At 56.0% G+C, this 14,181-nt stretch carries 13 protein-coding genes, 1 tRNA gene and 1 pseudogene; 6 read left to right on the top strand and 9 right to left on the bottom strand.

The window, feature by feature from the left end; all coding sequences use genetic code 11:
- Positions 1-2: 2 nt before the first annotated feature.
- The 4 genes from LT42_RS11640 to LT42_RS11625 all read right to left on the bottom strand — a co-directional run bounded on the left by LT42_RS11640 (position 3) and on the right by LT42_RS11625 (position 3,579).
- Complete coding sequence (locus tag LT42_RS11640) at positions 3-983, bottom strand: ATPase (RefSeq protein WP_037013272.1); 981 nt, start codon at positions 981-983, stop codon at positions 3-5.
- A 50-nt stretch (positions 984-1,033) separates the two neighbouring features.
- Positions 1,034-1,819, bottom strand: coding sequence for a transporter substrate-binding domain-containing protein (locus LT42_RS11635; RefSeq protein ID WP_037012534.1), 786 nt, complete (start codon positions 1,817-1,819; stop codon positions 1,034-1,036).
- 66 nt (positions 1,820-1,885) lie between these two features.
- Positions 1,886-2,509 carry a DedA family protein gene (locus LT42_RS11630; protein ID WP_052075230.1) on the bottom strand — a complete coding sequence of 208 codons (624 nt, stop codon included), beginning with the start codon at positions 2,507-2,509 and terminating at the stop codon, positions 1,886-1,888.
- Between the two features lie 182 nt (positions 2,510-2,691).
- A complete protein-coding gene (locus LT42_RS11625; RefSeq protein WP_276209513.1) occupies positions 2,692-3,579 on the bottom strand; it encodes a LysR family transcriptional regulator in 888 nt (295 codons plus the stop codon).
- 133 nt (positions 3,580-3,712) lie between these two features.
- On the opposite strand from LT42_RS11625, the gene LT42_RS11620 reads away from it, so the two are divergent.
- Together LT42_RS11620 and LT42_RS11615 are read left to right on the top strand one after the other, a co-directional pair.
- Positions 3,713-4,456: an SDR family oxidoreductase gene (locus tag LT42_RS11620; RefSeq protein ID WP_037012531.1), complete on the top strand. Its 744-nt coding sequence runs from the start codon at positions 3,713-3,715 to the stop codon at positions 4,454-4,456.
- 570 nt (positions 4,457-5,026) lie between these two features.
- A complete protein-coding gene (locus LT42_RS11615) occupies positions 5,027-5,671 on the top strand; it encodes a hypothetical protein (protein WP_037012528.1) in 645 nt (214 codons plus the stop codon).
- Between the two features lie 405 nt (positions 5,672-6,076).
- Here the strand turns inward: LT42_RS11615 and LT42_RS11605 are convergent, their stop codons facing one another.
- From LT42_RS11605 to LT42_RS11590, 5 genes and pseudogenes are all read right to left on the bottom strand, one after another.
- Positions 6,077-6,322 carry an acyl carrier protein gene (locus tag LT42_RS11605; RefSeq protein WP_037012522.1) on the bottom strand — a complete coding sequence of 82 codons (246 nt, stop codon included), beginning with the start codon at positions 6,320-6,322 and terminating at the stop codon, positions 6,077-6,079.
- A gap of 765 nt (positions 6,323-7,087) precedes the next feature.
- Complete coding sequence (locus LT42_RS11600; protein ID WP_037012519.1) at positions 7,088-7,516, bottom strand: type VI secretion system amidase immunity protein Tai4; 429 nt, start codon at positions 7,514-7,516, stop codon at positions 7,088-7,090.
- Positions 7,516-7,969: pseudogene (locus tag LT42_RS25280) on the bottom strand (type VI secretion system amidase effector protein Tae4). Before LT42_RS25280 ends, LT42_RS11600 begins: the two are co-directional and overlap by 1 nt.
- A 200-nt stretch (positions 7,970-8,169) precedes the next feature.
- Positions 8,170-8,784, bottom strand: a complete 615-nt coding sequence (locus LT42_RS11595) for a hypothetical protein (protein WP_208855896.1) — start codon at positions 8,782-8,784, stop codon at positions 8,170-8,172.
- Between the two features lie 664 nt (positions 8,785-9,448).
- Positions 9,449-9,533 (bottom strand) — tRNA-Leu (locus tag LT42_RS11590).
- Positions 9,534-9,641: 108 nt separating this feature from the next.
- Between LT42_RS11590 and queA the strand changes: the two genes are divergently transcribed.
- From queA to secD, 4 genes are all read left to right on the top strand, one after another.
- Complete coding sequence (gene queA / locus LT42_RS11585; protein WP_037012517.1) at positions 9,642-10,721, top strand: tRNA preQ1(34) S-adenosylmethionine ribosyltransferase-isomerase QueA; 1,080 nt, start codon at positions 9,642-9,644, stop codon at positions 10,719-10,721.
- Positions 10,722-10,735: 14 nt separating this feature from the next.
- Complete coding sequence (gene tgt, locus LT42_RS11580) at positions 10,736-11,851, top strand: tRNA guanosine(34) transglycosylase Tgt (protein ID WP_037012514.1); 1,116 nt, start codon at positions 10,736-10,738, stop codon at positions 11,849-11,851.
- Between the two features lie 54 nt (positions 11,852-11,905).
- Complete coding sequence (gene yajC / locus LT42_RS11575) at positions 11,906-12,244, top strand: preprotein translocase subunit YajC (protein WP_037012510.1); 339 nt, start codon at positions 11,906-11,908, stop codon at positions 12,242-12,244.
- 62 nt (positions 12,245-12,306) lie between these two features.
- A complete protein-coding gene (secD, locus tag LT42_RS11570; RefSeq protein ID WP_037012507.1) occupies positions 12,307-14,175 on the top strand; it encodes a protein translocase subunit SecD in 1,869 nt (622 codons plus the stop codon).
- Positions 14,176-14,181 lie beyond the last annotated feature (6 nt).

Here is a 14,181-nt window from a genome sequence, read left to right as displayed (position 1 = left end):
GCTTAGCTTTCCAGAACTGGTTTAGCGGGATCTGCGCCATCCCGGGCCGGCCCGAGCACGATGGCCAGGTGGCGCAAGTCTTCAATCTCCACGCTGACGCTTTTCCCGGATGGGCTGGCCACGAGTGTGCCCAGCGCAAAGACCGTAAAGAAACGCACCTCATCAGCATGGCTCAGCAGCTCACTGATGTAGCGACTGGAGCGATAAGCCTGCATTTGCGCGGGTGAGACGTATAGCGTCACCAGCTTGCCTTGCAGGCGGTCGAAGAATTTAAATTTGAAGCCGATGCCGTACCGCTCGACCAACCCACCGCCGTACAGGACGCGACGGTCGTCATTCAGCTGCGCAAACTTGATGTGGCGAAAATAAGCCCGTAACGAGATCTCGCCCTGACCCGGAACGCGCAAGGTCAGCAGCGCGAGCTCTTCTTTGCTCAAAGACGACTGAGCCTGACGAAAGCTGTCGACCAGACGCTCCAGATTGCTCGTGCGGTTCTGCTTGTCCTGTTTAGCCTTCAGGATGTCCGTCGAGGACGAAGGGTCCTTGGCTGACTCAGGGGGCTTAGTGTCGGGCTTGTCTGCGGTTGCAGTCTGCTTTGCACGCTCTTTGACAGTGGGGTCAAACACGTCAATGTAATCGTCCAGCTTGCGCTTGACCCTCCGTAGCTCGCTCTCGGCCTCGGTCTCGTCTGCAGCCGGCAGCGTCACTTCGGGATCAACCCACTCGCAATCGGGGTGATGTTCGTAGTTCGGATTGGCCCGGTAGTGCGCGGCGACAAAAGTCAGATGTTCCTGAGGTTTCACGTCATAGCGAACGCCGGTGATCTTGACGCCCGAGGCGCGGCAAGGCTCGGACGAGCACAGAAAACTGAAGCGCGCCCGAGGCAGCTCTTGAGAAAAGTATTCTCGCCTCGCCGCCACGATGGACAGCTCCTGCTGCAGTTCGACGCAAAACGCGCGGGTGATGGTTCGGGTCGTTTTCATGTACGCGCTGGGGTCCTGCGCCGAGTTTTCACGGGCGTCATCTTCATTCCTTACTCCGACGGCACTGCCAGCCATTCACCTACGATTTTCTTGTAGGCGCCGGTCGCCTTGGTCAGGTGCAGCCATTGATCAACGTAGGCTTTCCAGGCGATGTCGTCTCGCGGCAGCAAGTAGGCTTTTTCACCGTATTGCATGTAGTGCGACGGGTTGACCGTGCACAGCCCGGGCATGCGTTTCTGTTGGTAAAGGGCTTCGGACGCGTCGGTGATCATCACGTCCGCCTTCTTGTCCAGCAGCTGCTGAAAGATGGTCTTGTTGTCATGGAATGACAGGCTGGCATTGGGCAGGTAAGCGTGGGCGAAGGCTTCGTTGGTGCCGCCCTGAGGCTCGATCAGTCGCACGCCTGGCTGGTTGATCTGCTCTATGGTCTGGTACCTGGACTCGTCTTCGCAACGAACCAGCGGCACCTTGCCGTCGATGTCCAGCGTGTCGCTGAACGCAGCCTTCTTCTGCCGCTCCAGCGTGACCGAAATTCCGCCCACCGCCATGTCGCATTTGCCCGCAGTGAAGTCGGGCATCAGCGTTTTCCAGGTCGTCGGGACCCACTCGATCGTCACACCCAGACTCTTCGCCAGCGACTGCGCCAGCTCAATGTCGATGCCCTCATATTGGCCGTCGGGCTTGAGAAACGTGTACGGCTTGTAATCGCCCGTGGTGCAAACGGCCAATTGGCCTTTTTGCATCACGGTGTCGAGACGCGACGGCGTCTCCGCCGCCTGGACCTGCGCAACGCTAACCATGCTCAACAGCAAACCGGCGGTGATGCGTGTGTTCATCGAGTAGCCCCTCTGCGACATATGCCTGTCTGCCGTTATAGAGGTGGGCGACGCAGATGGGAAGCGTTATGCCGCGGAGGAGGGCGGCTTGTCTTTCGCCCGCTTGGCCGCTTGCCGGGCAGGTCGGGTTTTAGCACGACGATGCCGATACAGCGCAACGCCTGCGCCCACGACAATCACGCCAATGAAAATCGGCAGGCGATAAGGTTTCAGGTTGCCCAGCATCTCCTCCAGAAAACCCCCGGCCCAATACCCGGCGGCCAGGAAGAGACTCGCCCAGACTGCGGCGCCGAGCAGGTTGATCAGCGCAAAGCGCACAGGGGACAAGCGACTCGCCCCGATGACCAGCGGGCCGATCAGGCGCATGCCGTAAAGGAATCGGACCCCAAAAATCGAGGCAGTGGGGTACCGCTTGATCAGGTCTGAAACGCGGTCGATCGTCGCTTGCTGGCGGTGTAAGCGTGGCAGCAGGCGCGGTCCGAAGTGGCGGCCCGTCCAGAAAAGAATCTGGTCGCCAAGCATCCCGCCCAAGGTGGCGTAGATCAGCACTTGCTGCCATTCCAGCACGTGCTGGTGCGCCGCCAGGCCGCCCAGAATCAGGATGGTTTCGCCTTCCAGCAGGCAACCGATGAAGATGGCCCAATATCCGTAATTGGCGAGCAGATAGTTGAAGTCAATGTGTTCGAACATGGAAGACCGGTGGGTTTCGGTGAGGGGGCTCCCTGGGGTAATCAGCGAATGCCCCAGGGAGTGCCGCTGCGTTCGACCGGGCGGTGTCGTCTTCGGTTCGTTTGTTAAATGGAGAATGTGAGGCCACGCCCCAAGCATCTGCTGCGGCAGGTACAGCGTGACCCGCGGTGTTCGAGGGATTGTCAGGGAAACGTCTGTGGGTCACTCAGGCACTGGATGAGGTGATCGTAGACGAGCCTTACCCTGGGCGGGACCGGTCCTGACTGCGTTCGGTAAACGGAGAGGTCCATGGGCGGGGGCGCCTGATCGGGCAATACCTCGATCAAACGGCCGTCGCGCAGATACGCCTCCGCCAGAAAGTGCGGCATCTGTGCGAATGTCACGCCTGCGAGGACGAATTCGAGTTCGGTTTCCGGGTCATCGCAACTGAAAGCGGGCGAAGGTGGCAGATAGCTTTGACCATCCAAGAGAAACCACGGCCACGGCCTTCCATTATTGCGATCAATGAGCGTCGACAGTGGCAGACGCTTGAGTTCCTCGAGCGTGGAAGGCCCGCCAACCTTCGCGATCAACAAGGGCGACGCCACAATCTTGAGTGGCACACTCCCCACGGCGCGCGCGATATAGCGTCGGTCCCGAACGGTGCCGATGCGTATGCCGATGTCGATACGCGACGCTACGGCGTCCGTCAATTGGTCATCCAGGCTCAACTCGATTCGAAGTCCGGGATGGTCCTGCAGCAACGGTTTGAGAAACCGTGCCAGATAGAGCTTGCCGATCGAGTGTGGCGCTGTGATGCCCACTCGGCCGACGATATCGGTCACCTGATCCTTTGCATGGGCGGCGAACAGTTGATCGAACTGATCGAGGGTCGCGCGCGCCTGTCGCGCGACATCTGCTCCGTAGGCCGTGACTTGAGCCTGCCGTGTACTTCGATGGAACAAGGGCTCGGCAAGGGTGCGCTCCAGTTCCTTGATCGCACGGGTGACTTTTTGCGGCGAAGTGCCAATGCGAGTGGCGGCCTCCCTGAATGTCGGCGAGTCCACGGCCACCAGAAAAATCCTCAGCATTTCCATTCGGTTAAGCATCGTTCGCTCGCGTTCCAGAAAGTGGAATTCTCAAATCCGAACTCTTCCATTTCCTGACCAGAATATCCACCGCAAACTGGCCTCCATCAACTTCCTGCACTTCTGGAGAAACGAAATGAGCAACGGCATTCAAGGCAAAGTCGTCGTCATCACCGGCGCAAGCAGCGGCCTGGGCGAAGCCACCGCGCGGCATCTGGCAAAACTCGGCGCCAAGGTCGTGCTGGGCGCACGCCGTCAGGAACGCATGGACGTCATCGTGCAAGACATCAAGGCCATCGGCGGCGACGCATCGGCTTACACCGTTGATGTCACCCGCCGAGAAGAGGTAGCGGCGCTGGTGGATAACGCAGTCCGTGACTTCGGCCGTGTGGACGTCATGATCAACAACGCCGGCCTCATGGCCATCGCGCCCATGTCCGAGCTGCGCGTCGATGAATGGGACCGCATGATCGACATCAACGTCAAAGGCGTCCTCTATGGCATCGCCGCTGCACTGCCGAAGTTCGAGGCTCAGGGCTCCGGCCACTTCATCAATATCTCGTCGGTAGCAGGCATCAAAGTCTTCAGCCCCGGCGGCTCCGTCTACAGCGGCACCAAGTATGCTGTTCGCGCCATCTCCGACGGTCTGCGTCACGAAGTCGGCGGCAAGATCCGCACCACGACCATCGAACCCGGCGCCGTAGACTCCGAGCTGAAACTGGGCAGCGGCCATCAGCCAAGCGCGGATGTAGTGAAAGAATTCTACAAACAAGCGATCCCGGCCGAATCCGTGGCCCGCGCAATTGCCTACGCGATTGAGCAGCCGGGTGATGTGGACATTAACGAGATTGTGCTTCGGCCGACTTCGCAGGACTTTTGACTGGGGCGATTTCCAGACGGTAGATACGGGGTCTATAAGTTACCTTTGATCTTGATAGGTAGATAAAAGTGACTGAAGGTACTCACTGACTGACCTTAATGATTCACCCCATAGCGGATGAGTATCCGTCTGATATGCCTGTCAGACATTACTTACGGAAAAGACCGCAGATGTAGAATTAAATCGGCGGCTTCGCACTCCATAGTTTTTCCTTGTGAAACTACGGCTGGCCTCAGATGGAATGCCATTTATGCATGTTTTGTATCCTTTGGCCGGATTCAGTAGGCGGTAAGTCATGTGCAGTTCCGATAATCGGGCAGCTATGTGTATGACATGCGGCGCCGAAGCTGGCTGGAACGAGATCGCGCGCTCGATAAAGGTGAATGGGATACTGACACGCAGATATGGACAATTATTGATAACCGTTTCAAATATCGAGCCACTGGCCTGGCTTTTTCCAGGTGCTTGGCTTGAAGCTAATCAGCAGTAGTATTACAAAGGGGAGGTACGGTGATACAGTGCGCTGTCGTCAGCCAAATCGTGGAGTGATGGAATCATGGATGATCAGATATGAATGAATTTTGCAAGCCCGAGTCGAATAACAGTCCGAACTGGAGTTTTTTTGATGTCTTCGTTTGGAAGCTTGTGCCGCCTAGGTTCGGTGGTGGGCGCGGCCATATTCAGCAGTTCAAAGATGCATGGCTAACGCATAATAAGCTTTTCATTAGGGCGTCAGCAGCGAAGTATCTACTTCTCGTTGAGCTCCTTGCTGGAGTGTGCTGGATAGAAGCCGGAGGAGATCCCAATTCTATCGATAGGATCGCATTCGAGGTTCGGGCTTTCGATCATTTAGGCAATTTGCCAACTGTTAGTACTTCACCCCCCGCCAAGACAAGTTTTGGCTGGGTAAGTGTTCAACTCAAAACCGCTGCGGTAACGTTGGGCCTAGATCCAGAAGTCATGACGATCAGTCAGTGGAGAAGCCTGTCCAACTGCCTTGAAAAGGATGTGTATAACATCGACTTGGCAGCGAAGCATCTACGGATGCTAGCAGCTCATGACGGGTTCATCAGTATAGGAATGGATGAGGTGCGTATTATAGGAGCTCGTTACAATCGAGGCACCAGTTTATCTCTTGAGAAAATCAAGGAGAACACAAGTTACGGTGATTTTATAGTGAGAAGGTGGGTTTCTTTTAGTCGCCTCGTAGGGTGAAGCATATGGCGATCAGAGGAGTTTTGATTAGGGTTTTGCTCTATGCGGCTTGTGCGGCATTGTTGTTCGTTTATATGATGTTCCAAGGGTCTCAATATGACTGGATGGAGCCGGCGTCGCTTGCGAAAAATATCGAGGACAATTCTAAAAATCGAGATGTCATAAGGGTCACCACTGTTTTTATCACGCTAATCATGCAATTTATGATCGCTATCTGTCTCTCCAGAAAAGAGGCAATTGTAAGCGTCGCTATCGTGACAACGATATTTTACTTATGTTGGTAGGGCGGTCCCCGCCTGGATATCAGGCGGGCTTGTTAGAACTACAAGGGGGTATGTGTTTTACGCAATCGGCTTGGTTTTGGTTTTGTCCCATCCGCCTGATACGACCCTCGCGCTTCCGCCGTCACTTAGACGTTTTGGTGGAGATGAATTCGATCGCCTGGCCTACCGTATCGAGATCTGAATAGACAGATTCATCGCTCGCATCAAAATTGAACGTCTCTTCCGCGGCCAACCACAGCTCATTTTGGTCGAGGGAGTCAGCCCCCAAGCTGACGAACGTCGACGTATCCAAGATCTTGCTTTCATCGACACCTAATTTTTCGGCTACCAGCGCTTTGAATGTGGATGCAGTCGTGGACCTATCCATGGCATACCTCTTCTGTTTGAGGAAATAACACTTTGAATCCTCCCCCCAATTGCATCGGCCCACAACTGTCACAATTGACATTTTTTGTCAGAAAGTCGGACCATATTTATGTTTTCGAAAGTGATGGGGATAGCTTCCCAGCCGGCAGTGATCAATTTTCTTCCAATCCACTCTGCCATCTCCGGGACGACGCTCCCGGCACTCAAGCCTCTGCCAGGCTGGCCGCATTCAGTCCGAAGCAAACCCCATCCCAGTCAGACGCTGGCTAGCGCTCAACGTCTAATCTCATCGGTTCGGTTCGGTTCGTTTCGGCTCGGCTCGGCTCGGCGACGATAGTGGTTCAGTCCAGGGCGATTGGTGATCCTACCTTTTTGTCGGGAGAGGATTGGTAGCCCAGGTCTACACCGACGCTGCCTTGACTTCGGTTCCGACTGGACCGACACGGCGAAGTCTCTGATGGGGATCCGCAAGACCATCATCGCAGGTGGTCGTCCTTCTAACTGCACCGCTAGGCGCAACGACACCACAGGCCATGCAGCTCTGGCGCAGGTGCTCCCCACGCACTGCCCAACGAAGCGTTGAAGAGCAAGCAGCTGCCAACACCGGGCGGGTGGAGATTCTTTGGTGTCGAAACGTCGCCATTAGCCCCCAATTACCAGCACCGACGACCGTTGCCACGCGAAAATTTACGATCTGATGGGCAACACATTGATTCCACGACGAAAATTTGCGCGTTTAAATTTGAGACCATAATGATTCCTCGGATTACGGGTTATCTCGCTTGTAGGTATGACCGGGACTGATCACAACCTTTTTTGCCAAGGCGTCCAGTTCTTCGCTGTGATACAGATCCAGGCATTTTAAAAAGTCGAACCTGACACCTTTCACCTCAGCCTCAACTAATGGGTTTTTGTAGTTCCTGCTCAGATAGCTGTTTATCAAGGCTTTGACTTCATCCGGACTCTTTTCCAAGTCGTAATTCGTCCAGTCGCGCAACGCGCTAACGCTGCTACCGGCATCTGACGCGACGTTCTTGTCATCCTGACACGCGCTTGCCACACATGTTGCGAGCACCATATCCTTGTAGTTTTGCTCGTAGCTTTGGCCCAAGCTTTGTGGAGAGGAGGGACGATCAGTTGCGAAGGCCGCAGACGCTGTAAGCATAATAGCTAACAAGCGCAAGAAATGTCTCATCAACGTAAGCTCCAAAATTTTGCCTGATCTGTATGATAATTAACGCCTGGCTCATTAAAGTAACAGTGATCGAAGCAGATATTGCCATCAAACAAAGTCGCATGCCCTTGTGAATCATCCCAGCCCGAAATTTCAAAAAGTATAACGCCTTTTTTTCCAATCAGTGCGCCGCCGCCCGAGGGAGGGTATTTAACTATCTCGGGCTTTCCCCACTTAACCTCCAAGAACGTGATCAGGTTCTTTACCCGGAAGAAATATTGGCGATGCTCTCTACCAGATACGGTTTGCCCTAGGATTTTTGGAATAATAAACCCTTATGATTTAGAATGTAGCTCATGCGCACCGCACAGGTGTTACTCCATCTGTGGTAAGGTTCTGGATTGTTGATATTTTTTCAACATATCCCCCCACCACTCCAGCAACCCTTTCGCCCGAGTTGACCGGATCGTAAATCTTTAGAGATTCAGCCCACGCAGCTGCAAAAAAGGCCTAGGCATTAATCATCCTTAATAATATAAACCGCTGATAAATCCACAGTCAAAGGCATCGATTTCGAGAATAGAGCTTGTTGCCGGTCCCATGCCCTGAGGCATTGCCCGCTCCACTGCCATTGGCAAGCTTTGCTGCGTATAAGTGGTGTTATCTTGCCATAGTCAGTTGTCGTCTTTGATCCGGTATTTTACGAAAGCGATATATTTGGAGAGCGCGAAGTTCAGGATCTTCTTCTTTGCGGACCCAGACAGGTGGCCCACCATGATGAAGCGCGCACCTGCGAGATCGTTAAGGTCGCTGAGCTTGAATGACGATAGCATTTCATCTTCCAGATCCTTATCCCGGATGAGAATACTTGGCTCACTGAGATAGTCGCCGCAGTTGAGCCAAGCTGAACCGCCCTTTCGGTTGATATTATTGATCTGTCCCCAGAACAACCTCACGGAGCCCGGCTCAATATCCGACAGTTGATATTGGGAGAAGAGCAAGCGACGTATGCTTCCTTCAAGTACCACCCGCCCGTTGTCAGCGGTTATTCTGATGTTGGTTTCATCTTCAGGGTAGTCAGGATTACGTATCAGCCTCGAAAGGATTTGTCTCAGAGACTTATTGACTGGATAGTCGGCCGCGTTCGTGTGTTGCTTTTGGATGCTGCCCCACGGTGAGTCCACCGCAGGTGTGGTAGGTGGAGCCGGGGTCAGAATGGTTTGCGGTTTTCGCTTGTCGAGGTCCACGACAATGTGCGCATTGTCCTCGCCATCGACAGTGCCAGGCACTTCGCCGTCCGCAACGAGAATGACTGTTTTAATTAGGCAGCCTTCTTTGTGATGCGCCGCGAAACATGCTGATCTCTAACGCAGCCCGCCCGTTGATCCGCTGACGAACCAAGCGCCTGCCTCGCACTCGGGACATCTTATATTGCCCGCGTATTTATCCACGTCCTGTTGGAAATCGGCCAACGAGCACGCGCTCAGGTCCCCGCGGTAAATGACTGATTGCATCTCTTATCCTTAAGCGCAGCCGTTGTTCGAAAACTGGCTAAGTGCCGTCCTTGTTCAATCATACCCAATGCGCGTAGTGATGCTAGTGGAGAGGCTTCCGAGCTGTTTGTCGGACATTGCCTACAGAAAAAACGGCCAACTGCGGAAGGGGTGACGTGCAGCATAGAAAAGGGGCCGATTTGAACCCCTGAGCTTGGCGGAGAAAGTAGCGGCGCTTTCCCGGCTAAAGCCGGTCCCATCAAGTGCACGCGTTGTCTCGGTGGAACTGGCTTCAGCCTGGAAGACGGCATATTGAGACCACCAGAGTTGCTGTGTGGCGCTCAGCGCCTTTCCTTACCCTTCACGGCGCCCACCAAATCCCGCCCACAAAAAAACCGGCTCAAACGTGGCCGGTTTTTTTGTGCTTCAAGTGAGGTAACCACTTGAAGGTGTTGCTGTTTGGTGCCCCGAGGGAGAATCGAACTCCCACTTCTTTCGAAAACGGATTTTGAATCCGCCGCGTCTACCAATTCCGCCATCAGGGCTCAATGGCGGCGAAGTATAGAGATGAGCCTACCGTTGGTCAATCATGTTTCATGGTCAATTTTCACTTATTCCGCTAAACTTCCCGGCCCTGCTAGACGAACCCCATCATGCGTGTCGCTGACTTTACCTTCGAGCTCCCGGATTCATTGATCGCGCGCCATCCTTTGGCGGAGCGACGCAGCAGCCGTTTGCTGACCCTCGACGGGCCAAGCGGCGCGCTGGCACACCGCCAATTCACTGATTTGCTGGAGCATTTGCGCCCCGGTGATCTGATGGTCTTCAACAATACCCGTGTGATTCCAGCGCGGCTGTTCGGGCAAAAGGCCTCGGGCGGCAAGCTGGAAATCCTCGTTGAGCGAGTCCTCGATCAACACCGGGTGCTGGCCCATGTGCGCTCCAGCAAGTCGCCCAAGCCCGGCTCTGCCATCCTCATCGATGGCGGCGGCGAGGCCGAAATGGTCGCGCGCCATGACGCGCTGTTCGAGCTGAGTTTCGCCGAGCCGGTGCTGCCCTTGCTCGAGCGCGTCGGGCACATGCCGTTGCCTCCTTATATAGACCGTCCTGACGACGATGCCGACCGCGAGCGGTATCAGACCGTTTACGCCCAGCGTGCCGGGGCAGTGGCGGCGCCGACCGCAGGTCTGCACTTCGACCAGACGATGATGAACGCCATTGCTGACAAGGGCATCGAGACCGCATTCGTCACGCTTCACGTCGGGGCGGGCACGTTCCAGCCGGTACGCGTCGAGCGTATTGAAGACCACCACATGCACAACGAGTGGCTTGAGGTGACTCAGGAAGTGGTCGACGCCGTGGCGGCCTGTCGAGCGCGCGGCGGTCGGGTAATCGCCGTGGGCACGACCAGCGTGCGTTCGCTGGAAAGTGCAGCGCGCGACGGCGTGCTCAAGCCGTTCAGCGGCGACACCGACATCTTCATCTACCCGGGCCGACCCTTCCACGTGGTCGATGCGCTGGTGACCAACTTTCATTTGCCGGAATCCACGCTGTTGATGCTGGTCTCGGCGTTCGCCGGTTATCCCGAGACCATGGCGGCCTACGCGGCTGCGGTGGAGCACGGTTACCGCTTTTTCAGTTACGGGGATGCCATGTTCATCACCCGCAATCCCGCGCCGACCGCCCCCGAAGAATCAACCTCGACGGAATCGGCCCCAGAGGATCAAGCATGAGTCGCACCTGTCGTATGTCTTTCGAGCTGCTGGCCACCGATGGCAAAGCGCGTCGCGGTCGTCTGACCTTCCCCCGTGGCGTTGTCGAAACGCCTGCGTTCATGCCGGTTGGCACGTACGGCACGGTCAAAGGCATGCTGCCGCGGGACATCGAGGCCACTGGGGCCCAGATGATTTTGGGCAACACCTTCCACTTGTGGCTGCGTCCCGGCACCGAAGTGATCAAGGGCCATGGCGACCTGCATGACTTCATGCAGTGGAAAGGTCCGATCCTGACCGACTCCGGCGGTTTTCAGGTGTTCAGCCTGGGTGCAATGCGCAAGATCAAGGAGGAGGGCGTGACCTTCGCTTCCCCGGTCGACGGCGCAAAAGTGTTCATGGGTCCTGAAGAATCGATGCAGGTTCAGCGTGATCTGGGCTCCGACATCGTCATGATCTTCGACGAGTGCACACCGTACCCGGCGGATGAAGACGTGGCGCGCACCTCCATGGAGTTGTCGCTGCGCTGGGCCAAGCGCTCCAAAGTCGCTCACGGTGAAAGCACGGCGGCGTTGTTTGGCATCGTTCAAGGCGGCATGCACGAGAACCTGCGCATGCGTTCGCTGGAAGGCTTGAGCGAACTGGACTTCGACGGTCTGGCGATTGGTGGCCTGTCGGTCGGTGAGCCCAAAGACGAGATGATCAAAGTCCTGGACTACCTGCCGGGCCGCATGCCCGCTGACAAACCTCGTTACCTTATGGGTGTAGGCAAGCCCGAGGACCTGGTTGAAGGTGTGCGCCGCGGAGTCGACATGTTCGACTGCGTGATGCCTACGCGTAACGCGCGCAACGGTCATTTGTTCATCGACACCGGTGTTCTGAAAATCCGTAATGCGTTTCACCGTTACGATGAGTCGCCGCTGGATCCGACCTGCGATTGCTACACCTGCAAGAACTTCTCCCGCGCCTATCTCCATCACCTGGACAAGTGCGGCGAAATGCTGGGGAGCATGCTCAATACGATCCATAATTTGCGCCATTACCAGCTGCTTATGGCTGGTTTGCGCGAGGCTATTCAACAAGGTACATTGGCCGCCTTTGTCGACACGTTCTATGCCAAACGCGGGCTTGCGACGCCGTTATTGGACTGAGCGACATCCGGTCTTTCTGCTTCCTATTATTAAAATATGCAACTGGAGTGTTAAATGAGCTTTTTCATCTCTTCCGCGTTCGCGGATGCGGCTGCCCCTGCTGCTGCAGGCCCTATGGGCGGCGGTTTCGAGTGGATTTTCCTGGTTGGTTTTCTGGTCATCTTCTATCTGATGATCTGGCGTCCACAGGCCAAGCGCGCCAAGGAACAAAAGAACTTGCTGGGCAACTTGCAGAAGGGTGATGAAGTCGTCACTACCGGCGGCATTGCAGGCAAGATCAACAAAGTGACTGATGACTTCGTGGTTATCGAAGTGTCCGACACCGTAGAGCTGAAGATCCAGAAGGGCGCCATCGCTGCCACCCTGCCCAAGGGCACTCTGAAAGCCATCTGATTCCAGTCTTTTACCAATCGACGGGGCGCGCAAGGCGCCCCGCGTTATAAGCAGGCGGCGTGATGTTGAACAAATACCCTCTGTGGAAATACATCCTGATCCTGGCAGTGCTGGTGATCGGTTTTATTTATTCCGCACCCAATCTCTACCCTGATGACCCGGCTATTCAGGTCAGCGGTGCAAGTACTGCGCTGCAGGTCAATCAGGCTGATCTGGATCGCGTGAGCAAAGCGCTTACCGATGCTGGCATCGCGGTCAAGGGCGCGTCTCTGGCCGAGAATGGCAAGGGCGGTTTGTTGCGTCTGACCAAGCAGGAAGACCAGCTCCCAGCCAAAGATGTCGCCCGCAAGGCGCTGGGTGACGACTACGTTGTCGCACTCAACCTTGCTCAGACCACTCCGCACTGGCTGCGCAGCATCGGCGCCACGCCAATGAAGCTGGGTCTGGACTTGTCCGGCGGTGTGCACTTCCTGCTGGAAGTCGACATGGACAAGGCCCTCAGTGCGCGTCTGAACGTTTACGAAGGCGAAGTAAAGAGCCTGCTGCGCAAGGAAAAAGTGCGTTATCGCAGCCTCCCGCAGGACAACGGCGCTATCCAGTTGGGCTTCAGCGATGCTGACACCCGTGAACAGGCCCGTGCTCTGATCCGCAAGGACTACACCGATTTCGATATCACAACCAGCGATCGCGGCGAAATGCCGATCCTGCGCCTGGCGATGACGCCGGCCAAGATCGCCGAGATTCGTGAGTATTCGATCAAGCAAAACCTGACCACCGTGCGTAACCGGGTCAACGAGCTGGGTGTTGCCGAGCCGCTTGTTCAGCGTCAGGGCGCCAACCGTATCGTGGTCGAGCTGCCGGGTGTTCAGGACACTGCAGAAGCCAAGCGTATTCTCGGCAAGACAGCCAACCTCGAGTTCCGTCTGGGTGCAGGTCCCGACGACAGCAAAGCCACTACCGAGATGTTCGAATTCCGCGAAGGCGGTCGCCCAGCGGCGCCGGTCGAGCGTGGTCTGATCATCACCGGTGACCAGGTGACTGATGCCAAGGCTGGCTTTGACGAGCACGGCCGTCCGCAGGTGAACATCAAGCTGGACGGTCATGGTGGTGATTTGATGAGCCGCGCAACCCGCGCGAACGTCGGTCGCAGCATGGCGGTGATCTTCATTGAGCAGAAGCCGACCACCACCTATACAAAGCAGATGGTCAATGGCGTCGAAAAAGACGTGCCGGTTCAGACCTTCAAGGAAGAGAAGAAAATCATCAGCCTGGCGACCATTCAGTCGCCGCTGGGTGCTCAGTTCCGCATCACCGGCCTCAACGGCCAGGGTGAGTCTTCCGAGCTCGCGCTGCTGCTGCGTGCCGGCGGTCTGGCTGCACCGATGTACTTCGCTGAAGAGCGCACCATTGGTCCAAGCCTGGGTGCCGACAACATCACCAAGGGCGTCGACGCCTCCCTTTGGGGCATGCTGTTCGTCTCGCTGTTCATCATCGCCATCTACCGCTTCTTCGGTGTGATCGCAACCGTGGCGCTGGCCTTCAACATGGTCATGCTGCTGGCGCTGATGTCGCTGCTGGGTGCAACACTGACCTTGCCGGGTATCGCCGGTATCGTTCTGACGATGGGCATGGCGGTCGATGCGAACGTTCTGATCTTCTCGCGGATTCGTGAGGAGATTGCCAACGGCATGACAGTGCAGCGTGCGATCAACGAAGGTTTCGACCGCGCCTATACCGCGATCCTTGATGCCAACCTGACGACGCTGCTGGTCGGTGGCATTCTCTTTGCGATGGGCACAGGTCCGGTGAAGGGTTTTGCGGTCACCATGTCCCTCGGGATCTTTACCTCGATGTTCACAGCCATCATGGTGACCCGCGCAATGGTCAACCTGATCTTTGGCGGTCGTGACTTCAAGAAGTTGTGGATTTAAGGGGCT

This window comes from Pseudomonas lutea, from assembly GCF_000759445.1.
GTDB classification, from domain to species: domain Bacteria; phylum Pseudomonadota; class Gammaproteobacteria; order Pseudomonadales; family Pseudomonadaceae; genus Aquipseudomonas; species Aquipseudomonas lutea.
The sequence above is the reverse complement of the archived record's forward strand: the minus strand, read 5'-3'. Positions and strand labels throughout refer to the sequence as shown.